This is a genomic window from Aeromonas sp. Marseille-Q7275 (assembly GCF_965119515.1).
Window position 1 is genome coordinate 23,870 of sequence record NZ_CBCPLW010000026.1, and the last position, 19,363, is coordinate 43,232.

Consider the following 19,363-nt stretch of genomic DNA (forward strand, 5'->3'; position numbering starts at 1 on the left):
CTGGCCGCTCAGGCCGTATAATCGCCGCCTGTATAAATAAACAGGAGTGGTGATGGACGTTTCAACCCTGCTCGACGGGCTCAACGACAAGCAAAGAGACGCGGTGGCGGCCCCTCGCAGCAATCTGCTGGTGCTGGCGGGCGCCGGCTCGGGCAAGACCCGGGTGCTGGTGCACCGTATCGCCTGGCTGATGCAGGTGGAGCGTTGCTCACCCTTCTCCATCATCGCCGTGACCTTTACCAACAAGGCGGCGGCCGAGATGCGCGGCCGGGTCGAGAAGGTGATAGGCGACGGGGTGCGCGGCATGTGGATAGGCACCTTCCACGGCATCGCCCACCGCCTGCTGCGGGCCCACCATCTGGATGCGGGGCTGCCGCAGGACTTCCAGATCCTCGACTCCGACGACCAGTACCGTCTCATTCGCCGGGTGCTCAAGGCGCTCAACCTCGACGAGAAGCACTGGGCCCCCCGCGCGGTGATGGGCTACATCAACGGCAAGAAGGACGAAGGCCTGCGCCCCGGCGACATCGACCTCTACGGCGACCCCGTCACCCGCACCTATCAGCAGATCTACAAGACCTATCAGGAGACCTGCGATCGCTCCGGGCTGGTGGACTTTGCCGAGCTGTTGCTGCGCGCCCACGAGCTGTGGCTGAACAAGCCCCACATCCTCGAACACTACCGCGACCGCTTCCAGAACATACTGGTGGACGAGTTCCAGGACACCAACGGCATCCAGTACGCCTGGCTGCGGATGCTGGCAGGGGAGTCCGGCAAGGTGATGATAGTCGGCGACGATGACCAGTCCATCTACGGCTGGCGCGGCGCCAAGATAGAGAACATCCAGCGCTTCCTGACCGACTATCAGGGGGCCGAGACCATCCGTCTGGAGCAGAACTACCGCTCCACCGCCAACATCCTCAAAGCCGCCAACAGCGTCATCGCCAACAACGCCGAGCGGCTCGGCAAGGAGCTGTGGACCGAGGGGGCCGAGGGGGATCCCATTTCCCTCTACGCCGCCTTCAACGAGGTGGACGAGGCCCGCTTCGTGGTCGGCCGCCTCAAGGACTGGAAGGAGAAGGGCGGCCTGCTCGCCGACTGCGCCATCCTCTATCGCTCCAACGCCCAGTCACGGGTGCTGGAAGAGGCGCTGATGCAGGACGCCATGCCCTATCGCATCTACGGCGGCCTGCGCTTCTTCGAGCGCCAGGAAATCAAGGACGCCATGGCCTACCTGCGCCTTATCAACAACAGAGGCGACGACGCCAGCTTCGAGCGGGTGGTCAACACCCCGACCCGTGGCATAGGTGATCGCACCCTGGAAATCCTGCGCAACAACGCCCGGGATCAGGGCCAGAACCTGTGGCAGTCCGCCAAGACGCTGCTGAACGACAAGGTGCTGACCGGTCGCGCCGGCAATGCGGTGCGCGGCTTTGTGGATCTCATCGACGCGCTGGAGGAGCAGGTCGGCATGCTGCCCCTGCACCAGCAGGCGGACATCGCCATCCAGAACTCCGGCCTCAAGGCCATGTATCTGGCGGAGAAAGGCGAGAAATCCCAGGCGCGGGTAGAGAACCTGGACGAACTGGTCACCGCCTGCCGCCAGTACCAGCGCCCGGACGAGCTGGAGGAGATGAGCGATCTCTCCGCCTTCCTCGCCCATGCGGCGCTGGAGTCCGGCGAGAATCAGGCGGACGAATATGCCGATGCGGTGCAACTGATGACCCTGCACAGCGCCAAGGGGCTGGAGTTCCCCCTGGTGCTGCTGGTCGGCGTGGAGGAAGGGATGTTCCCCAGCCAGCAATCCACCGAGGAGTCGGGGCGGCTCGAGGAGGAGCGGCGCCTCTGTTACGTGGGCATGACCCGCGCCATGGAGAAGCTCTACATCTGTTATGCGGAGAGCCGCCGCATCTACGGTCGCGAGATGTTCCACAAGCCGAGCCGCTTTATCCGCGAGATGCCCGCCGAGTGCCTGGAAGAGATCCGGCTGCGCACCCAGGTGAGCAGACCCACCCAGTACGGCCGCTTCAGCCAGAACGAGGTGCAGCAGAGCTTCGACGCCAGCGGCATCAAGCTCGGCCAACGGGTGCTCCATCCGAAATTCGGGGAAGGGATAGTGCTCAACTTTGAAGGGGTCGGTCAGCAGAGCCGGGTGCAGATCCAGTTTGACGACGTCGGCGCCAAGTGGCTGGTGACGGCCTATGCCAGATTGGAAGCGCTCTAATCCCCTCACCCTAGCCCTCTCCCAACGGGAGAGGGGATCATCCCCGAGATAGCCCTTGCCTCCTTCTCCCATCGCGGGAGGGGAGCTTGCTCCCGAGATCGTCTTTGAGCCCTTCCCCCCTTGTGAGAGAGGGGCCTGTTCCCGAGATAGTTTTGCCCCCTTCTCCCATGGCGGGAGAGGGGCCTGTTCCCGTGATCGTCTTTGCTCCCTTCTCCCCTTGCGGGAGAAGGGTTGGGGATGAGGGGGTTCGTAAATGGCTTTGTATCTTGGCACGGCTGGCGCCGAGCAGGATGCGAGGGCATGGCCCTCGACGGGGTTTCGCCCGCCCTTCGGGCTGGGGCGAGTGACTTTTCTTTGCGTGGCCAAAGAAAAGTCACCAAAAGAAAGGCCACCCCCGCCAATCCGCTGGCTTCGCCAGTGCCCTCGGTCCAGAGCCAACGTCGGACGGGCCGCCGCAGACGGCACATCCCTGTGCCGACTGCGGCTACGCCATCATCCCTGATGGCGTCCCTGACGTTGCCTCTGACCCTCGGCGGATTGGAGGGGGATTGTTCCTTGTTTGGCCGCTTTAGTCAGAACGATGCGCGTGAGCTGTTTGACTCCAGCGGCATCAAGTTTGGCCAGCGGGTTCTGCATCCAAAATTTAGGAAGGTGTCGTCCAGACAGTTCGATGACGTTGGCGCCAAATGGTTGGTGACGGCGTATACCAGTTTTGGAAGCGCTGTAACGTTCATTGTTTTCTGACTTCACCAACTCGGCTTTATGCCGGGTTGGTCGTTATATTTGATTACGATGGCTTTAAAATGTTGCGCTATTTTTGCCTATTTTTTAGAAGTATATGTAACAGTGTTATACGCTACCACTCAATCCATATAACAGATTGATGGCATTTATCTTCTAATGTAGATGACCAATTTTTCTGTAATTCTTTTTGAAGTTGAATCTTCTGCTTATAATCCCGCCCCGGAGCAGGCGACCTATTACTCGGTGGTGGTGGAACAACAAGACTTAAAGCCTTTATCTCTGATTTTGGTAATGCAGATGTAATCATGCTTTTGTGATCCAAAATAAAGACATAGCTCGATGTTGCGCCAATAATTGAGTTGCACTGTATTGAGTCGTTGCTTGTCTCGATATTATATCTTGCTGAAAAACCATTTTTCACTTCTTCTGCGTCAATTTTAGATGAAAAAGATAAAAGCATGGGTGAACTTAAAAAGCCAAAAAATACAAAAGTTATAATTATTATTGGCAATATCTCACGAGATTTATAGAGTTTTTCGTCTGTGGTAACGTTATTCTTTACAGTGGTTGTCAAGAAACTATAAAGAGAAATCGGAATAGCAGTCAAAGAAAATGATATCAACAATAGTTTTATTATTACTCCTTGGTGTAAAGCCATTTGATATATGTCAGACATTCCGCCGAAAATGAAAAAATCAAAACCAAAATAAGAAGTGTAAAATGTGACCATGAAGTAGCATTCTGCTGTAAAAACAATCACACTGAAAGTCGATATTGCAATGCTGTGGTTTTGATAAAAAAGCATGGTGTTTTTTATTGCTGATGCACATTTTTGTATAAAATTGACAATCATCTTATTCCCCAATAGCTCTCGACTTCATGTCCATATTAAATAGCCAAAGCCAGTTTATCCCAGAGCAATAGGTTCGAATAGGCTGTAGGTTCGATTACGCAATCGTCCGATTACGCTTCGCTAATCGAACCTACATGCCGCATAGAGGTGGGTTATCGGCGTTTCGCCCGAGAGGCACAAACCTCAGGCTCCCGCCTGCCTGGGTCACCGCAACTGAAACGCCTTGACGATAAATTCGATAAAGAGCCTCACCTTGGGGGACTGCTCCTTGTGGAAGGGGTAGACGGCGAACAGGGCGTGGGGGTCGGGTTGCCAGTCGGGGAGCAGCTTCACCAGGGTGCCGTCCGCCAGTTCGCTCGACACGAACTCTTTGGGCACCAGGATCACCCCAAGCCCCTGCACCGCCGCTTGTTTCAGGGCGATGCCGTTGTTGGCGCAGAAGCTGGCGGGCTTCAATTCCACCGCCACGCTCTCCGCCTCCCGGGTGAAGAACCACTTGCGGGGGGAGGAGGAGAGGCTGTAGCGCAGGCAGTTGTGGGTCTTGAGATCCTCAGGCCGGGCGGGCCTGCCCGCCTCCTCGAGGTAGTCGGGGGCGGCGCAGAGCACTCGCCGCACCTCGCACAGGGGCTTGGCGCGCAGGGTGGAGTCATCGAGCGTTGCAGCCCCCCGGATCACCACGTCCAGCCCCTGATCCACCAGATCCATGTAGGCGTCGCTCAGGATCACCTCGATGCTGATCGCCGGATAGCGGCGCTGGAACTCGCAGATCAGCGGGTTGAGCCGGATCAGCCCGTAGGACATGGGCACCCCGACCCTCAGCCTGCCCCTGGGGGTGAAGGAGGCGGCCATGATGGACTGGTCGGCGGCCTCCAGGCTGTCCAGCACACCGCATATCTGGCCGTAGTAGGCCATACCGGATTCGGTGACGCTCAGCCGCCGGGTGGTGCGGTTGATGAGCGCAATGCCGAGAAAGGCTTCCAGCTCGTTGATGTTCTTGCTGACCGCCGCCTGAGAGAGGTGCAGGTCGTCCGCCGCCGCCTTGAAGGTGCCCATCTCCACCACCCGGCGAAAGACGTTCAGCGCCGTGATCTTGTTCATCCTGCCCCCGTTAATTCACCACTGGTAAATGATGATGCCATCATTGCGCACTTTAATCGCGATAGTGCGAATTGCAATGAGGGCCATCGGCAGCCCGCCATCATGGAAACGCGGGGCATGACGAGGCGGCCGGGCTGCTGCCCGACCGCCTGCTCCATGGAGGAGGCTTATTGCGCCTTGCCCGGGGCGGGGGGCAGGGTGATGCCGACATCGGCCCAGGGGTTGGTGCCGAGCAGTTGGGCGTGGGGCACGTCGGCCTGGTAGCGCATGGTGAACGCCTCGGGGCCGTGGGCGAAGGCCACCAGCAGCCCCTGTCTGGCGTCCATCAGCCCGGCGTGCATGCCGAGCCCGTGATAGCTGACTCGCACGGCCTTGTCCTCCAGGCCCACCTTGTCTATCTGGAAGCGGGCAATGCTGCCGTCTTTGAGGGTAAAGCCCCAGCGGAACGGCCCGCCGCTGACCACAGTCATCACCTCGTCGATGTCGGTGCCGTCCTCTGCGGAGTTGACGTGCATGCGGCCATATTTGCCGAGCACGGCGCTGCGGGTGTGCTCGTCCAGCGCCATCAGGTCATAGACCTTGGGGTAGGGGCCGACGCCTGTCTCTTCGGTGGCGACGCCGCCCCCTTGCACCGCGGGCTCGCGCCCTGCGAGCCTGGCCTGCTCCAGCAGCTCGGCCTGACTCAGGTTGAAGGCCGCAATCAGGGCGCCGTGCTCAGCCTTGGTCAGGGCGCGGCGGTGGGAGGCTTCGAGCAGCGGCCTGGCCGCGTCGGGAATGTCGACGGTGACCACGTTGACGCCTATGGGGTTGAGCACCCCGTTGACCGCCTCGACCCCGCTGACGGCGGGGCGGCCATCGCTGAACTGCACCGAGACAAGGTCACCGGCGAAGGTGTTGAAAGAGAGGGCCGAGGCGATGGCGCCGGCCAGCAAAGCGACTTGGGGGAATTTCATATCAGACTCCTCGTTAAGGTTCGAGAAGCAGTCTAGGGCGCTGCAGTGTTCACTGAAATGGCACTCGGTTGATGAAAATTCACTAGAAGTAATGAATGGCAGAGGGGAGGGGGCGGGAGCTGCCGGCATGTGAGCGAGGCGCTCTCTGCCGGCTGGGGGAAGGCCGCCCTGACCAGTCCGACGCTGGCCAGCATTCCGTTCGTGGACGCAGCGACCCCCTCACCCTGCCAGCAGGCGAATACCAGATCAGGCTGACCCTGCCGGGGACAGTGGATGTGGTTTATGACTCAGGCCCACTGCCACTCAATGCCGGGGCTGATCTGCTGATCGCGGCGATCGACAACCTGGGGGCGGGGCCAAGCCCGGTGCAGCTGCTCGCCATAGACGGTGCTGGCGCCACCCCCCTGCTGTCTGCCGATGAGCAGGCTCAGTTGAGGGTGGTCCATGTGGTTGCCGACGCCCCGGCCGTGGACATCCGGGTCAATGGTGTGGCGCCGACCGCAGCCCCGCTGCAGGGGTTGGCGTTCAAGGGGAATACCGGCTATCTGGAGCTGGCCGCCGCCGATTATGACTTTGTGGTCACGCCAACCGGGGCCGCTACGCCGGAAGTCATCAATGCCGGCGACGTGCCGCTCAAGGCGGGGGTGCGCTACTCCCTGTTTGCCGTGGGCCAGTTGCTGGATCCCGCCGGTGAAACCATAGAGCCCTTGCTGCTGACCGACAGCGGTCGCGCGGTGGCGACGGAGGCACAACTTCGCGTGCTCCATGCCGCCCCCACGGCACCGGCGGTGGACGTCTATCTGACGACGGGGTCGGACATCAGCAGCGCCACCCCAGTACTCGAGGCCGTGCCCTTCAAGGGGGGCAGCGGCTATCTTGCGGTTGCCGCCGGGGATTACCAGGTCACCGTCACCGCCTCGGGTGACAAGAGCCCGGTCATCGGCCCCCTGCCAGTCACCCTGGCCAATGGTCAGGTGCTGACAGCCGCGGCTCTGTCTGACAGCGTCGGTGGCGTGGATCCCGAGTTGCTGATCCTGGACGATGTCAGCAGCAAGTGATGCTCCTCTGCGAGTCAGCCGACTCGCAATCTGACCCGGACTGAGCCCTTCAGTCTGGGTCTTTTTATGGCCTGTCGACATCCCGGCGGAGCTGGAACCCTGGCTATCCGGGGTCGCGATCCAAAAGATGCTGCCAGCATCGAGCCGCAAGGCCCGGGTTGTGGTATGACTCGGGGCGTCACCAAACAGAACCTGTCGGAGGAAGAGACAATGCTGGCGTTGATCACCCTGGCTCACCAAACCTGTTATCCCAATCCCATCGCCTTTCGGGCCGGGGAGCGGGTGCGCACCGGCCACGAGGATGACGAATTTCCGGGCTGGGTGCGCACCTTTACCGCAGATGGCAACGAAGGGTGGGCGCCCCTGTCGCTGCTGACCCCGACCGGCGCGGGGGAGGCGCTGGCGCGCCAGGACTATAGCGCCCGGGAGCTGGATGTGGCGGTGGGGGAGCGGGTGAGGGTGGAGCGGGAGCTGGCAGGCTGGCTCTGGGTTCACAACGAAACGGGGGGCTCAGGCTGGATACCGGCAAGCTGCATCGCCTCGCCCTCATAAGGTGGTGGCTAGGGCAAAGAGTGGAGCAAGGAGAGAGGAGGGAGAAACCCGGCCACCGGAGGGTGCGGCGGCCGGGTGAATTGTAAAGAGTAGGGTGACGGAAAGCGGGATCAGCCTAGTCTAATCAACTCGATGGGGGCGTAACGCTCCTGGCTGTTCGCCAGCAGCACGCACTTCTCGTGCTCCGCCTCATAGGGGGTCAGGTTGTCGGTGTGCGCCTCCTTCAGGGTATCGACCGCGCCGGTGGCGGCAATCATCACCCGTTGGCCCAGGGTCAGCACATTGCGGTTTCTGTCGTAGATCTTCATGGCATTCTCCTTGTGGGATGGGCGCCCCGGCCCGTGCCGGGGCAACGGGCCCCAGACTACGCCCCTCGAAAAACGGGATGCCTGTCACAGATCAAGAAAAGGGGAAAGAGGGACTCGAAGCGGCGCTGGCGCGCTGGCAAGGGGGTCGCCAAGGCCGCCACTGCCTGTCGCAGGGCGGGGAGGGCGCCCCCGCTTTTCATCCCCCCGGCTCGAACTGCAAGGGGGATGCGCTATAGTGGAGCCGCTCGTTTTACTGCCTTCAACCAACCGAGAGTGCATTATGAATCGTGAAATTGCCGCCCAGTTCATCAAGATGCTGACCAACCTGGACCAGTGCCTGGCCAAGGCCGAGGCCCATGCCGAGGCGAAGAAATTCAATGTGGAGAACTTCTTCAATGAGCGCCTCATCGTCGACATGCTGCCGCTGAGCAAGCAGGTGCTGATCTGCTGTGACAGCGCCCGCGCCCTGGTGGCCACCGCCAGCCTGAGCGAGCCGCCGGTGCTGGGGGATGATCCCAAGACCATGGCGGATCTGCGCGCCCACGTGGCCAAGACCCTCGCCTATCTGCAGAGCAAGCTGGACGCCGACTTCAGCCAGTATGCGAGCGGCCACTACTACCCCTACTGGGCCGGTGGCAAGGGGATGGACGGCCACAGCTGCGTGCACGAGTACGGCATCCCTAACTTCTACTTCCACCTGACCATGACCTATGCCCTGCTGCGCCAGGCCGGGGTGGATCTGGGCAAGCGGGATTACCTGGGTGGCCTGAACCTGCAATAAGGTCATAACGCCGGGAATAGAGAGAGCCTGCCATCCGGCAGGCTCTTTTATCCGCGAACGGGAGCGCTCGGGTGTCGAGCCAGAGCCCTCTGCCTGACCGCTGGAGACGGCTCAGGGCATAAAGGCGTGGTCTTCGGCCCTCCCGCGGTTACAATCCGGCGTAAAAGTGGAAAGGGTAATAAAAACATGAAGATTCGAGTAATGATGCTGGCAGCCTTGCTGTGCCATGGCGCCGTACAGGCGCAGGAAAGCGTCGCCGCAAGCTGGCCTGACACGCCCGTCACCCGTCTCAAGGCGCAGGCGCTGCTGCAGACCCTCAATGCCACCCTGCTCAGCAACCCGAGCGCCACCGTCACCCTGCAAAACTGGTGCGCCGACCACCGGATGGCTGGTGAGCCGCGCATCCGCGCCCTGCGTGATCAGCGCACCCGCAAACCGGCCGATGCCACCGTTCGTGAGCAGCTCAAGATCGCGGCCGATGAGCCCGTCGGCTATCGCCGGGTACAGCTCGCCTGCGGTGATCATGTCTTCTCCGAAGCGGACAACTGGTACGTGCAAAGCCGCCTCACACCCGAGATGAACCGGCTCCTCGATACCAGCGATACCCCGTTTGGCCTGGCCGTCAAGGCGCTGAACTTCAGCCGCCGGACCCTCTCTTCCACCCTGCTCTGGGCGCCCCTGCCGGCCGGTTGGGAGATGCAGATGCCCACCCTCACCAGCGGTGAGCAGCCGCTGGCGATCCCCGAGCGGGTGCTGCAGCATAGCGCCCTCCTCTCGCGGGGTGATGGTGTGCCGTTCAGCCTGGTGGTCGAGACCTATCGCCGCGATCTCTTCGCCTTCCCGCTGGACAACGCACTCGGCCACTGATCCCGGATGGCGGCTGGGTGCACCGAGGTCGCCATCAATAAAAAGCCTGCCAGATGGCAGGCTTTTTCGTGGGCGCCACTCAGCCCGGCGGGAGCTCCGGCTCCACCAGGGCGGCGAGCTGGGTCAGGGACTCCTGCCAGCCGAGGTAGCACATCTCGACCGGGATGGCCGCCGGGATCCCCGCCTGTTCGATGGCGAGATCGGTGCCGCACAGCACCTGGGTGAGGGTGATGGTGACGTGCATCTCCCCCGGCAGATTGGGGTCGTCGAAGCGGTCCGTGTAGCGGATGCGCTTGCCCGGCTCCAGCTCGAGATACTCGCCGCCGAAGGCATGGCTGTGGCCGGTGGCGAAATTCGAGAACGCCATGCGAAAGCTGCCGCCGACGCTGGCCTCCAGCTGCGCCACCTTGCAGGTGAAGCCATGGGGCGGCAGCCATTTGGCCAGGGCGTCCGCCTCGATAAAGGCTCTGTATACCCGCATCGGCGGGGCCTTGAGTACGCGGTGCAGTGTCACGGTTCCAGTCGTCATGAGGGATGCCTCCTCGGTGGGTCCGCAGCAAGAATAGTCGCCCACGCCGGAGTTGGCCGCTGGCCGGGTGCTGGGCCGGGTGGGCGAGGATGCCTGGCCCCGCCGCTCTCCTGCGTCGTACTTCTTCGCTAACACAGTGATTTTTCAGCGGATTGGCGAGGAGTTGATCAAGGTAGAGGTTATTGCCGCCGTTCGCTCATATAATCGCCGCCATGCAAGCGACTCGGAAGGATTCGATGACAAAGCTGATGGTGGCCCTGCTGGGGTTGTTTTACGGCTGCCTGGTGTGGGCCAACCCCGTTCCCTTCGTGGCCAGTCCGTCACCGGTGCAGGGGAAGATGGAGCCGCTGCTCTCCTGGTTCACCGGCGAGTTCTCCAGCCAGGAGCAGGCCGGTTACGACCCGCGTTTCACCAGCGCCGAGCTGCGCCTGGTGGAGATCTGGCCCGGAGAAGGCCCCTTTCGCTGGGTCTATGCCGAGCAGTTCCTGACCGAGCGGGCGGTGCGCCCGTTCCGTCAGCGCATCTACCGTTTCTCCCCGCTGCCCGATGGCCGCATCCTGATGGCCGAGCTGACCATGCCGAGGGCCACGGATTTCGCCGGGGCCTGGCGTCAGCCCGAGCTGCTCGACTCCCTCACCCCGCAGCAGCTCTCCCTGCGCCAGGGCTGCGAGATCTGGCTGACCCGCCAGGCCAGCGGAGAGTACGCGGGCCACAGCAAGGTCGGCAGCTGCGCCACCGACTTTGGCGGCGCCACTACCCTGGTGCAGTACCTCTGGATAGGTCCCAACAGCGTCAGGCTGCTGGACAGGGCCTATGACAACGGCGCCCGCCAGCGCTGGGGCAGCCCGGGGGAGGGGTATCTCTACCTGCGCAAGGTGAAGCAACGGGGGGAGTGACCCTGGCGGCGCCGCATCACGTTGGCATCTCCCGCTTCTGGCGGTGCTCGCTGAGGTCGGCGCTTCGCAGCCGCTCGCCCGCCCAGTCCCGTTTATGTCGCGAGCCCAGGCCAGTGCGCCTGGAGATCGATGAGGATGGAGAGGCTGACCGCCCCGAACAGCAGCCCTGTGACCAGGTTCAGGGGCCGTTGCACCCGGCCGATCAGCCGCTGGGCCCGGGCGGTGGAGAGACTCCAGGCCAGCAGCCCGAACCAGGCCAGGGAGAGCAGGAAGAGCTCCAGGATCAGCAGGCCCCGGGTCAGGCCATCCACCTGGGGTGTCACCATGGCCGCCAGCAATCCCATGAAGAACAGCAGCGCCTTGGGGTTGAGCAGGTTGGTGGCGATCCCTGCTCTCAGCCCCCGATTCCAGCCCTGCAACTCCCCGCCAGCCCGCAGTGCCTGGGTGGCGGCGCTGCAGCGCGCCGCCTTGATGGCCCCCCAGCCTAGCCAGCCCAGATAGAGGGCGCCCACCACCTTCACCGCCAGGAACAGCCAGGGCTGGCTCGCGATCAGCAGGCTGATGCCGGTGAGGCTGAGGGTGGCGTGTAGCAGGATGGCGATGGCGATGCCAAGCGCGGCCCCGAGCGCCGTGGGCCTGTGCAGGCTGGTGCGCAGGATCAGCGCGAAATCCGGGCCCGGGCTCGCCAGGGCGATCAGGTGGATGAGACCTATGGTCAGAAACAGGCTGGTGAACATGGCATACCTCGCTACAAAGATGAGGCAGCAGCATGGGGGATGGAGGCAGGGGCTGGCTTGTAAAAGATTGCAGCGGGATCGGTCAGCCGGGGAGCATCTGCTGACGGTAGTCCGCCGGGGTCAGCCCGAAGGCCTGGCGGAAGCCGTGGTGGAAGTGGCTCTGATCGAAGAAACCGACCGTCAGCGCCACCTCGCTCACCGGCAGGCCGCGGGCGAGCAGGTGCTTGCCGCGCTCGAGACGCAGCCGCTTGAGCCAGGCGTAGGGGGTCATGCCGGTCTTCTTCTTGAACTGGCGCAGGAAGGCGAAGCGATCCAGCCCGAACAGGGCGGCCAGATCCTCCAGGCTGTGGTGCCCGTCCAGCTGGCCGAGCAGGTAGTCGCGCAGGAACCGGATCTGGGGATCCGCCAGGGCATGGCGCTCCGGTGCCAGGTGCAGCAGCTCGCCGAGCAGGGCCAGGAGCTGGCTCTCCGCCAGCAGGGCGTCGGGCTCGGGCTGATCCAGATACATGTGCAACCGGGCGAAGCCCTGATAGAGGTCGGGGCGACTCTGCAGCCCCTTGTCGAAGAAGGGTTCCGGCTTGTCTGGCAGCCAGCGGGCCAGCTGCTCGGGGGCGATGGCGAACACCCGCACCTCGTACCCTTCCGGCAGCAGGCTGAGGCCGTCGTGCATCTCGTCCGGGTTGACGGTGGAGAGCTGGCCGCGCACCAGGTTGTGGCTGCTGCCCTTGTGGATGAACTTCTGGCCGCCCTGCTGCACCAGACCAATGTGGTAGTCCAGGTGCACGTGGCGGCCATAGCTGAACTCCCTGTGATGGGAGTGGGAGAGTTCAACCCCCGGCAGCAGCCGGGATTGCCAGTAGTGGATGCGGGATTGGGGGGCGTTCATCCCCTATTGATAACCCGAAAGCCGCCCCTTGGCTTGTAGATTATTGCGCCGGCGTCTCAGCCAGCCTCCTGGCGCCGCTTGCCGCTGCGCAACCCGTCCAGGCTGAACAGCACCAGGGCGCTCCAGATGCAGCCGAAGGTGATCATCTTGTCCAGCGCCAGCGCCTCCCCGTAGAGGGTGACCGCCAGGATGAACATCAGGCTGGGGCCTATGTACTGGAAGAAGCCCAGGGTGGAGAGCTTGAGCCGGGTGGCGGCGGCGGTGAAGCAGAGCAGGGGCGCCGTGGTCACGACCCCGGCGGCGATCAGCAGCAGGTTCAGGTGCCAGTCGTTTTGCGTGAGGTGGCTGGTGGGACTGTCGGCGAATCCCCACAGATAGAGGGCCGCCGGCGGCAGCATGATCATGGTCTCGATCAGCAGGCCGGTGAGGGCATCCAGGGCCAGCTTCTTGCGGATCAGGCCATAGATGGCGAAGCTCGAGGCCAGCACCAGGGCTATCCAGGGCAGGGAGCCGAAGGCGATGAGCTGGACGGCAACCCCTATCACCGCCAGTCCCACCGCCCACCACTGCAGGCGGCGCAGCTTCTCGCTCAGAAACACCATGCCGAGCAGCACGTTGAACAGGGGGTTGATGTAGTAGCCGAGGCTGGCATCCAGCATGTGACCGTTGTTGATGGCCCAGATGAACAGTAGCCAGTTGCCACCGACGGTGACCGAGGTGAAGGCCAGGGTGAGCAGCACTTTTGGCTGGCGCAACACCGCCTGCACCTTGTGCCACTGGCGGCCGATCAGGGTCAGCACCATCAGCAGGGCGCAAGACCAGATCATGCGGTGGGTCAGGATCTCGGCGGCCGGGACGGCGGAAATGGTCTTGAAGTAGATGGGCGCCAGGCCCCAAAGGGTATAGGCGCACAGGGCATAGATGATGCCCTGGCGCTGGATCTGTTGCTGCATGCGTGAATGTTGCCTTATGGCTTGTTGTGGGTGTTGGAGCTCACGGGGTAATGAGTGTAACGAGTACCGTAGCGGGAACAAAGAACCATGTTTTGATGTGAATTATTTTGCTCAAAATTTACTGAAGGATCTATTTTTGAGTAATATAATTCTCAAAATATGAAGGACGTCATAATTTTGAGCAAAATAACTCACATGGTGAGGTGTGATGGAACTGACTATCCAGATTTATGGTGAAAAGGGGTGGTGTGATGCAGCCCGTTTGCGGCTGAATGAGGGAGGGAAGCGCTCGGCCCGGCTCGCCTATGAGTTTGATTATGCCCTTGAACATCTGCATCAAACACAGGGATGGCACGCCTGTGCCTTGAGGTACCCCATTGAGCTGATGATCCCTCATGATGGTGGCTGGTTTCGTTTTCTCGATGACATTATGCCAGCGGGCAGTGCGCGCCGTTACTGGGTCAGGCAGCTCGACATCGGACATTTGGGTGAAGAGGGACAAGACCGTACCCTTCTGGCTCTCGGCACTATTGCTCCGATCGGAAACTTGCGCATCAAGGAGGCTGTAGAGAGAGTCGCGACTCAGATACCCGAGCAGAGCCGGGTCACACAACTGCGCTTCCCTGTGGCTATGGTATTGGAACGTGATACCGACTTTCTGGAATATGCCCAGCAGATGGGGGCCGCCAGCGGTGGTGCGACCGGGGCCGGTGGAGAGGCCCCCAAGCTGTTGTTGCGGCAAAATCGCAATCAGGAGGTGTGGATAGACACTTTTCAGGATGACCCCTACTGCCTGGATGAGTTCTATCTGGTCAAGTTCCCGCGTAACAATCGCAGCGCCATTGACCAGGATATCCTCAGAGCTGAGTATCACTATTATCAAGAACTTAATGCCTTGGGGATCGATACGATACCGATTCATGGCATGCGTCTTGACGAAGGGAGCAAATACCCTTCGTTGTGGCTTCCCCGCTTTGATGTAGCGGTGCAGGAGCAAAAATTGGTTCGCTTCGGAGTGGAATCTGTCTATAGCGTGATGGACGCAGCCCCAGGCTCGGACCTTAACCATCTGGATATCCTCGATACCTTGCTGCCCATGCTGGAGAGGGAGGCCCGACAGCGTAACGCTCGTTTCAACAGCGCTGCATTTGTGATCGAGTGGGTCAGACGCGACTTGCTCAACGTGGTCTTTGGAAATTCGGACAACCATGGCCGCAATACGGCATTGCTCAAGAGCGACGAGGGGATCTGGCTCGCGCCAGTCTACGACTTTGCCCCCATGAAAGCCGATCCAGAGGGGATCCGTCGCACGACACAGTGGGGGTTGGGGCTCGAAGAGGGAGGGCAGTTTGATTGGGTGGCCATTGCGCAACGCCTGTCACACAGGGTTGAGCCTGACATCTTGTTGGCATCGTTGACCGAGCTGGCACTAAGGCTCAAGGGGTTACCGGAACGCTTGGCTCGACGTGGAGTGCCCGTTTCCATCCTGAATATGCCGACATTCAATTTCAATACGCTCGATGAAAGACTGACGGTCTGGATTGAGCAGTGGGGGGCATGAGGATGAAGAAACTATCTATAGAGGAGCGTGAGGAGCTGCTGCGTGAACTGTTGGTCAAGTTGCATCGTGGCGTCATCCACGAAGGCGACCTGCTACGCAAGTTGCGCAAAGAGATGCTAGGGATGGATCAGGAGGGCTATGCCAGTCTCATTGGAATCAGTCGACGCACCTTGTCAGCAATCGAACGCAATACTGCCACTCCTTCAATGAAGACGGTCGATCAGGTATTCCGGCCATTTGGATTGAAGATGAGGCTGACACCATTGAACTTGGGTTTGCAAAAACAGATTGCCGATCAACTGGTTGATGATGAGTGGGAATGATCAACGACCACGGCGGATCTTCTCTACATCCATGAGCAGCCACAGCATGAGTACGATGGCGGAGATCCAGGGACCCCAGGTCACATAGGCCTCACCCTGGCCCAGCATGAAGAAAAGCAGCGGCAGACCCACCACCAGAAACAGTACACTTCCCAGAAAAAACAGCATTTTTATCTTTATATTTAAGGGCTTGTCTATTTGATGATTATATCGATTGAGGCCGTTGAGGAAAGGGTAAAAATGAAAAAGGGGGATTTCTCCCCCTTTGTTGTCTGATCTCGTCATATTCGACGCTAATCGAGCTGGATCCAGGTGCTTTTCAGCTCGGTGTACTTCTCCAGGGCGTGCAGTGACTTGTCGCGGCCGTTGCCGGACTGCTTGAAGCCGCCGAACGGCATCGTCATGTCGCCCCCATCCCAGTTGTTGACGAAGACGGTGCCAGCGCGCAGGGCGCGGGAGCCCTTGACCGCCTTGTTGAGATCCGCCGTCCAGATCGCCGCCGCCAGGCCGTAGTCGGTGTCGTTGCCAAGGGCGATGGCCTCTTCGAGGGTGTCGAAGCCGGTCACCGCCAGCACAGGGCCGAAGATCTCCTCGCGGAAGATGCGCATTTGCGGCGTCACATCGTCAAAGATGGTGGGCTCGATATAGAAGCCGCCGCTCTCGGCATGGGTGCGCTTGCCTCCCAGCAGCAGCCTGGCGCCCTCCTGCTGGCCGATGGCGATGTAGTTCAGTACCTGCTCCATCTGGATGCCGTCCACCATGGCGCCGATGCGGGTGGCGGGATCCAGCGGGTTGGCGGCGATCCACTCGCGGGCATGGGCCAGCAGGCGCTCCATGAACTGCGGCTTGATGCTGTTTTGCACCAGCAGGCGGGAGGCGGCGGTGCACACTTCGCCCTGGTTGTAGAAGATGGCGCCCACGGCGCTCCTGGCGGTGGCGTCCAGATCCGGCGCATCCGCCAGCACTATGTTGGGGCTCTTGCCGCCACACTCCATAAAGGCGCGTTTCAGATTGGACTTGCCGGAGCACTGCACCAGATGCTTGCCGATCTTGGTGGAGCCGGTGAAGGTGATGCAGTCCACGTCCATGTGCATGGCCAGCGCCTCGCCCACGGTATGGCCAAAGCCCGGCAGCACGTTGAAGACGCCGTCAGGGATGCCCGCCTCTTTCGCAAGGCCGGCGATGCGCAGGGCGGTGAGGGGGGATTTTTCGGACGGCTTGAGGATGACGGAGTTGCCGGTGGCCAGCGCCGGGCCCAGCTTCCAGCAGGCCATCACCAGCGGGAAGTTCCAGGGGACGATGGCGGCCACCACCCCGAGCGCCTCCCGGGTCACCAGGGCCAGGGCGGACTCTTCCACCGGGGCGACCTGATCGTAGATCTTGTCGATGGCCTCGGCGTTCCAGGCGATGCAGTTGGCGGCGGCCGGGGCGTCATAGCCCATGGCATCGCCGATGGGCTTGCCCATGTCCAGGGACTCCATCAGGGCCAGCTCCACCTGGTTGAGGCGCATCAGTTCGGCGAAGCGCTGCATGACGAGCTTGCGCTGTTTCGGGGAGAGCCCGCTCCAGCGCTTGTCGTCGAAGGCGGCGCGGGCGGCCTGCACCGCCAGTTCGGCGTCGGCGGCGTCGCAGGAGGCCACCTTGGTCAGCAGCTGGCCGTTGGCCGGGTTGATGCAATCGAAGGTGGCGCCGTTGACGGCATCCCGGTAGCTGCCGTCGATAAAGGCTTGCGAGGGCAGGGTCAGATGGGCGGCCTTGTGTTGCCACTGGGCCAGGGTCAGGTCACTCATGTTCACTCCTTGAACCGGCAAAAAACGTCTTCGCGTATCAATATGCTAAACATCCTGCCGCTTGTAAATCCATCTTGTAACAATTCATTAAACACTTGCCGCTCGGTGCCCGAGGAAAGGCCCCGATCTGCGGCGGACCTTACCCAGGCAGCAGGGCCGTTTCGTGGAGGGGCGAGCGGCCCTGGCCACCCATGGGGATCAGAAGCTGGCCGGAGTGTTGGCCGAGATCAGCATGCACTCCTGCTCCCCCACGTTGCGGAAGCGGTGCGGGGTGCGGCTGTCGAAGTAGTAGCCATCCCCGGGGGCCAGCAGGTGTACCTGCTCGCCGACGGTGACCTCCACCTGTCCCCTGATGACGATGCCGCACTCTTCCCCCTCGTGACTCAGCATGTCGTCGCCGGTGTCGGCCCCCGGGGGCAGTACCTCCTGCATCATGCCGATGGCGCGGTTGGCCCGGCTGTGGCCCACCAGTCGATAGCTGATGGGGTGGGTGCCGAGATCCGGCATGTCGTCCGCGCGGAAGATCACCTCGGAATCCATCTCCGTCTCATCGGTGAAGAAGCTGGCCAGCGACATGGGGATGCCTTCCAGCACCTTGCGCAGCGACGCGACCGAGGGGCTCACCTGATTTTTCTCGATCTGGGAGATAAAACCGTTGGTCACACCGGAGCGCTTGGCCAGCTCGCGCTGGGAGAGGGCCGCCTTGGTGCGAACCGCCTTGAGGCGGTGACCGATATCCATCGATAGACACTCCTTGACTGTTTACTATTATTAAAATTGTGTTAAATATCTTATACCACCCCTGGGGGGTGACACCAAGCAGGGCGATGAAAGGCCCTTTTTTATGGATTCAGGTGTTTAATTTAATAGGCATAAGCCAAGTGTTACTAAACGCCTTAAGGATGAGGTGACCATGAAACCGATTAGCGACATCAATACCCCTTCCGACATGTCCGCCTTCTGGATGCCCTTCACCGCCAACCAGCAGTTCAAGGCGGCGCCGCGCATCCTGAAGTCGGCAGAGGGGATGTATTATCACTCAGAGGATGGCCGCAAGATACTGGATGGCACCGCCGGGCTCTGGTGTTGCAACGCGGGCCATGGTCGGCGCGAGATTGCCGAGGCGGTCTCCCAGCAGATCTCCCACCTCGATTTCGCCCCCACGTTCCAGATGGGCCACCCTCTGCCGTTCGAGCTGGCCAACCGGCTGGTGGAGATAGCCCCCAAGGGCTTCGGCCACGTCTTCTTTACCAACTCCGGCTCCGAATCTGTCGACACTGCGCTCAAGATAGCGCTGGCCTGGCAGCGGGCCCGCGGTCAGGGCACCCGCACCCGGCTCATCGGTCGCGAGCGCGGCTACCACGGGGTCGGCTTCGGCGGCATCTCGGTGGGGGGCATTCCCGGCAACCGCAAGTGGTTCGGCTCCCTGCTTGGGGGGGTGGATCACCTGCCCCACACCCTCAACATTGGGAAAAATGCCTTCACCAGGGGTTTGCCGGAGGAAGATCTCACCCTGGCCGACGAGCTGGAGAAGATCGTCTTCCTCCATGATGCCAGCAACATAGCGGCCGTCATCGTCGAGCCCATCGCCGGCAGCACCGGCGTCATCATGCCCCCCAAGGGCTACCTCAAGCGGCTGAGGGAGATCTGCACCAAACACGGCATCCTGCTGATCTTCGACGAGGTGATCACCGGCTTCGGTCGCCTGGGCTCCGCCTTTGCCGCCCAGGAGTTCGACGTCATCCCCGACCTCATCACCTGCGCCAAGGGGCTCACCAACGGCGCCATCCCCATGGGGGCGGTGCTGGTCCAGAACCACATCTATGACGACATGATGGCCGCCGGCAAGGGCGCCATCGAGCTGTTCCACGGCTACACCTACTCGGGTCACCCTGTGGCCGCCGCCGCGGGTCTGGCGACCCTCGAGATCTACCGCAGCGAGAACCTGCTCCATCGCGCCGCCGATCTGGCGGGCTACTGGGAAGAGGCGGCCCATTCGTTGAAGGGCTGCAAGCATGTGAAGGATGTGCGCAACTACGGCCTGGTGGCAGGCATAGAGCTTGAGTCCATGCCGGATGCGCCGGGCAAGCGCGCCTACGAGGTGTTCGTGCGCTGCTTCGAGAAGGGGGCGCTGATCCGGGTGACCGGCGACATCATAGCCCTGTCGCCCCCCCTCATCATCGAGCGCAGCGAGATCGATGACCTCTTCACCCTGCTGCAGGACGTGTTGCAGACCCAGGAATAACGTTT

At 61.6% G+C, this 19,363-nt stretch carries 20 protein-coding genes and 1 pseudogene; 10 read left to right on the plus strand and 11 right to left on the minus strand.

Annotation, left to right across the window (positions count from 1 at the left end; all coding sequences use genetic code 11):
- Positions 1-52 precede the first annotated feature (52 nt).
- Both uvrD and ACWPWQ_RS19145 read left to right on the plus strand, forming a co-directional pair.
- Entirely contained in the window at positions 53-2,224 is a 2,172-nt protein-coding gene (uvrD, locus tag ACWPWQ_RS19140) for a DNA helicase II (protein WP_342059310.1), read from the plus strand.
- Positions 2,225-2,782: 558 nt separating this feature from the next.
- Positions 2,783-2,968 (plus strand): annotated as a pseudogene (locus ACWPWQ_RS19145) (hypothetical protein); the annotation flags it as partial.
- Positions 2,969-3,080: 112 nt separating this feature from the next.
- Here ACWPWQ_RS19145 and ACWPWQ_RS19150 read toward each other — a convergent pair.
- From ACWPWQ_RS19150 to ACWPWQ_RS19160, 3 genes are all read right to left on the minus strand, one after another.
- A complete protein-coding gene (locus tag ACWPWQ_RS19150; protein WP_454010539.1) occupies positions 3,081-3,821 on the minus strand; it encodes a hypothetical protein in 741 nt (246 codons plus the stop codon).
- Between the two features lie 204 nt (positions 3,822-4,025).
- On the minus strand, positions 4,026-4,919 hold the full coding sequence (locus ACWPWQ_RS19155; protein WP_454010540.1) for a LysR family transcriptional regulator: 894 nt from the start codon (positions 4,917-4,919) through the stop codon (positions 4,026-4,028).
- A 167-nt stretch (positions 4,920-5,086) separates the two neighbouring features.
- Entirely contained in the window at positions 5,087-5,872 is a 786-nt protein-coding gene (locus ACWPWQ_RS19160; protein WP_454010541.1) for a hypothetical protein, read from the minus strand.
- A 95-nt stretch (positions 5,873-5,967) separates the two neighbouring features.
- Between ACWPWQ_RS19160 and ACWPWQ_RS19165 the strand changes: the two genes are divergently transcribed.
- Positions 5,968-6,930, plus strand: a complete 963-nt coding sequence (locus ACWPWQ_RS19165; RefSeq protein ID WP_454010542.1) for a DUF4397 domain-containing protein — start codon at positions 5,968-5,970, stop codon at positions 6,928-6,930.
- Between the two features lie 210 nt (positions 6,931-7,140).
- Entirely contained in the window at positions 7,141-7,482 is a 342-nt protein-coding gene (locus ACWPWQ_RS19170; RefSeq protein WP_265435553.1) for an SH3 domain-containing protein, read from the plus strand.
- A gap of 110 nt (positions 7,483-7,592) precedes the next feature.
- On the opposite strand, the gene ydfZ is transcribed toward ACWPWQ_RS19170, so the two are convergent.
- Positions 7,593-7,790, minus strand: a complete 198-nt coding sequence (ydfZ, locus tag ACWPWQ_RS19175; protein WP_043132242.1) for a putative selenium delivery protein YdfZ — start codon at positions 7,788-7,790, stop codon at positions 7,593-7,595.
- A 280-nt stretch (positions 7,791-8,070) separates the two neighbouring features.
- Between ydfZ and ACWPWQ_RS19180 the strand changes: the two genes are divergently transcribed.
- Both ACWPWQ_RS19180 and ACWPWQ_RS19185 read left to right on the plus strand, forming a co-directional pair.
- Complete coding sequence (locus ACWPWQ_RS19180; protein ID WP_202047919.1) at positions 8,071-8,571, plus strand: DUF1993 domain-containing protein; 501 nt, start codon at positions 8,071-8,073, stop codon at positions 8,569-8,571.
- 201 nt (positions 8,572-8,772) lie between these two features.
- Complete coding sequence (locus ACWPWQ_RS19185) at positions 8,773-9,438, plus strand: hypothetical protein (protein WP_454010556.1); 666 nt, start codon at positions 8,773-8,775, stop codon at positions 9,436-9,438.
- A 79-nt stretch (positions 9,439-9,517) separates the two neighbouring features.
- Here ACWPWQ_RS19185 and ACWPWQ_RS19190 read toward each other — a convergent pair whose 3' ends face one another.
- Positions 9,518-9,967, minus strand: a complete 450-nt coding sequence (locus ACWPWQ_RS19190) for an SRPBCC family protein (protein WP_454010543.1) — start codon at positions 9,965-9,967, stop codon at positions 9,518-9,520.
- 236 nt (positions 9,968-10,203) lie between these two features.
- Between ACWPWQ_RS19190 and ACWPWQ_RS19195 the strand changes: the two genes are divergently transcribed.
- A complete protein-coding gene (locus tag ACWPWQ_RS19195; RefSeq protein ID WP_193558742.1) occupies positions 10,204-10,863 on the plus strand; it encodes a chromophore lyase CpcT/CpeT in 660 nt (219 codons plus the stop codon).
- Positions 10,864-10,955: 92 nt separating this feature from the next.
- Here ACWPWQ_RS19195 and ACWPWQ_RS19200 read toward each other — a convergent pair whose 3' ends face one another.
- The 3 genes from ACWPWQ_RS19200 to rarD all read right to left on the minus strand — a co-directional run bounded on the left by ACWPWQ_RS19200 (position 10,956) and on the right by rarD (position 13,439).
- Positions 10,956-11,600, minus strand: coding sequence for a LysE family translocator (locus ACWPWQ_RS19200; protein WP_454010544.1), 645 nt, complete (start codon positions 11,598-11,600; stop codon positions 10,956-10,958).
- A gap of 82 nt (positions 11,601-11,682) precedes the next feature.
- A complete protein-coding gene (locus ACWPWQ_RS19205) occupies positions 11,683-12,486 on the minus strand; it encodes an AraC family transcriptional regulator (protein ID WP_265435557.1) in 804 nt (267 codons plus the stop codon).
- Positions 12,487-12,542: 56 nt separating this feature from the next.
- Positions 12,543-13,439 (minus strand): EamA family transporter RarD, encoded by an 897-nt coding sequence (gene rarD / locus ACWPWQ_RS19210; RefSeq protein ID WP_247627688.1) that lies wholly within the window; start codon positions 13,437-13,439, stop codon positions 12,543-12,545.
- Between the two features lie 208 nt (positions 13,440-13,647).
- Here rarD and ACWPWQ_RS19215 point away from each other — a divergent pair, with 208 nt between their 5' ends.
- Both ACWPWQ_RS19215 and ACWPWQ_RS19220 read left to right on the plus strand, forming a co-directional pair.
- A complete protein-coding gene (locus tag ACWPWQ_RS19215; protein WP_454010545.1) occupies positions 13,648-15,000 on the plus strand; it encodes a type II toxin-antitoxin system HipA family toxin in 1,353 nt (450 codons plus the stop codon).
- 2 nt (positions 15,001-15,002) lie between these two features.
- Entirely contained in the window at positions 15,003-15,323 is a 321-nt protein-coding gene (locus tag ACWPWQ_RS19220) for a helix-turn-helix transcriptional regulator (RefSeq protein WP_241672803.1), read from the plus strand.
- Here the strand turns inward: ACWPWQ_RS19220 and ACWPWQ_RS19225 are convergent, their stop codons facing one another.
- From ACWPWQ_RS19225 to ACWPWQ_RS19235, 3 genes are all read right to left on the minus strand, one after another.
- Complete coding sequence (locus ACWPWQ_RS19225; protein WP_454010546.1) at positions 15,324-15,491, minus strand: hypothetical protein; 168 nt, start codon at positions 15,489-15,491, stop codon at positions 15,324-15,326.
- 125 nt (positions 15,492-15,616) lie between these two features.
- Entirely contained in the window at positions 15,617-17,113 is a 1,497-nt protein-coding gene (locus ACWPWQ_RS19230; RefSeq protein WP_454010547.1) for an aldehyde dehydrogenase, read from the minus strand.
- Between the two features lie 198 nt (positions 17,114-17,311).
- Positions 17,312-17,854: a cupin domain-containing protein gene (locus ACWPWQ_RS19235; RefSeq protein WP_139437613.1), complete on the minus strand. Its 543-nt coding sequence runs from the start codon at positions 17,852-17,854 to the stop codon at positions 17,312-17,314.
- A 172-nt stretch (positions 17,855-18,026) separates the two neighbouring features.
- Between ACWPWQ_RS19235 and ACWPWQ_RS19240 the strand changes: the two genes are divergently transcribed.
- On the plus strand, positions 18,027-19,358 hold the full coding sequence (locus ACWPWQ_RS19240; RefSeq protein ID WP_454010548.1) for an aminotransferase class III-fold pyridoxal phosphate-dependent enzyme: 1,332 nt from the start codon (positions 18,027-18,029) through the stop codon (positions 19,356-19,358).
- Positions 19,359-19,363 lie beyond the last annotated feature (5 nt).

Coding starts and splice junctions, on each gene's coding strand:
- uvrD (WP_342059310.1), top strand. CDS start 53: ATGGACGTTTCAACCCTGCTCGACGGGCTCAACGACAAGCAAAGAGAC.
- ACWPWQ_RS19150 (WP_454010539.1), bottom strand. CDS start 3,821: ATGATTGTCAATTTTATACAAAAATGTGCATCAGCAATAAAAAACACC.
- ACWPWQ_RS19155 (WP_454010540.1), bottom strand. CDS start 4,919: ATGAACAAGATCACGGCGCTGAACGTCTTTCGCCGGGTGGTGGAGATG.
- ACWPWQ_RS19160 (WP_454010541.1), bottom strand. CDS start 5,872: ATGAAATTCCCCCAAGTCGCTTTGCTGGCCGGCGCCATCGCCTCGGCC.
- ACWPWQ_RS19165 (WP_454010542.1), top strand. CDS start 5,968: ATGGCAGAGGGGAGGGGGCGGGAGCTGCCGGCATGTGAGCGAGGCGCT.
- ACWPWQ_RS19170 (WP_265435553.1), top strand. CDS start 7,141: ATGCTGGCGTTGATCACCCTGGCTCACCAAACCTGTTATCCCAATCCC.
- ydfZ (WP_043132242.1), bottom strand. CDS start 7,790: ATGAAGATCTACGACAGAAACCGCAATGTGCTGACCCTGGGCCAACGG.
- ACWPWQ_RS19180 (WP_202047919.1), top strand. CDS start 8,071: ATGAATCGTGAAATTGCCGCCCAGTTCATCAAGATGCTGACCAACCTG.
- ACWPWQ_RS19185 (WP_454010556.1), top strand. CDS start 8,773: ATGATGCTGGCAGCCTTGCTGTGCCATGGCGCCGTACAGGCGCAGGAA.
- ACWPWQ_RS19190 (WP_454010543.1), bottom strand. CDS start 9,967: ATGACGACTGGAACCGTGACACTGCACCGCGTACTCAAGGCCCCGCCG.
- ACWPWQ_RS19195 (WP_193558742.1), top strand. CDS start 10,204: ATGACAAAGCTGATGGTGGCCCTGCTGGGGTTGTTTTACGGCTGCCTG.
- ACWPWQ_RS19200 (WP_454010544.1), bottom strand. CDS start 11,600: ATGTTCACCAGCCTGTTTCTGACCATAGGTCTCATCCACCTGATCGCC.
- ACWPWQ_RS19205 (WP_265435557.1), bottom strand. CDS start 12,486: ATGAACGCCCCCCAATCCCGCATCCACTACTGGCAATCCCGGCTGCTG.
- rarD (WP_247627688.1), bottom strand. CDS start 13,439: ATGCAGCAACAGATCCAGCGCCAGGGCATCATCTATGCCCTGTGCGCC.
- ACWPWQ_RS19215 (WP_454010545.1), top strand. CDS start 13,648: ATGGAACTGACTATCCAGATTTATGGTGAAAAGGGGTGGTGTGATGCA.
- ACWPWQ_RS19220 (WP_241672803.1), top strand. CDS start 15,003: ATGAAGAAACTATCTATAGAGGAGCGTGAGGAGCTGCTGCGTGAACTG.
- ACWPWQ_RS19225 (WP_454010546.1), bottom strand. CDS start 15,491: ATGCTGTTTTTTCTGGGAAGTGTACTGTTTCTGGTGGTGGGTCTGCCG.
- ACWPWQ_RS19230 (WP_454010547.1), bottom strand. CDS start 17,113: ATGAGTGACCTGACCCTGGCCCAGTGGCAACACAAGGCCGCCCATCTG.
- ACWPWQ_RS19235 (WP_139437613.1), bottom strand. CDS start 17,854: ATGGATATCGGTCACCGCCTCAAGGCGGTTCGCACCAAGGCGGCCCTC.
- ACWPWQ_RS19240 (WP_454010548.1), top strand. CDS start 18,027: ATGAAACCGATTAGCGACATCAATACCCCTTCCGACATGTCCGCCTTC.